This is a genomic window from Janthinobacterium rivuli, assembly GCF_009208735.1.
Taxonomy (GTDB): Bacteria; Pseudomonadota; Gammaproteobacteria; order Burkholderiales; family Burkholderiaceae_D; genus Janthinobacterium.
In genome coordinates, this window is record NZ_WFLJ01000116.1 from 1 (window position 1) to 217 (window position 217).

A 217-nucleotide genomic window follows, 5' to 3' on the forward strand; every position below is an offset into this window, starting at 1 on the left:
TGCGGATCAAAGTGTGTTTGCTCACTCCCCGCAGCTTATCGCAAGCTACTACGTCCTTCATCGCCTGTAATCGCCAAGGCATCCACCATGTGCACTTATTCGCTTGTCCCTATAACGTTAGCCTCTGATTACCTAAATAATCAAAGAGCGCTACAGGGATAAGAAAGTACAACGTTGTTGCTTGTTTGTTGATACATACAATCATTACCCATCGATT

The 217-nt window shown here is 44.2% G+C and carries 1 rRNA gene; it reads right to left on the reverse strand.

Features of this window, described 5'->3' with window-relative positions:
- Nucleotides 1-109 (reverse strand): 23S ribosomal RNA (locus GCN78_RS29190); the annotation flags it as partial.
- Between the last annotated feature and the right edge of the window lie 108 nt (nt 110-217).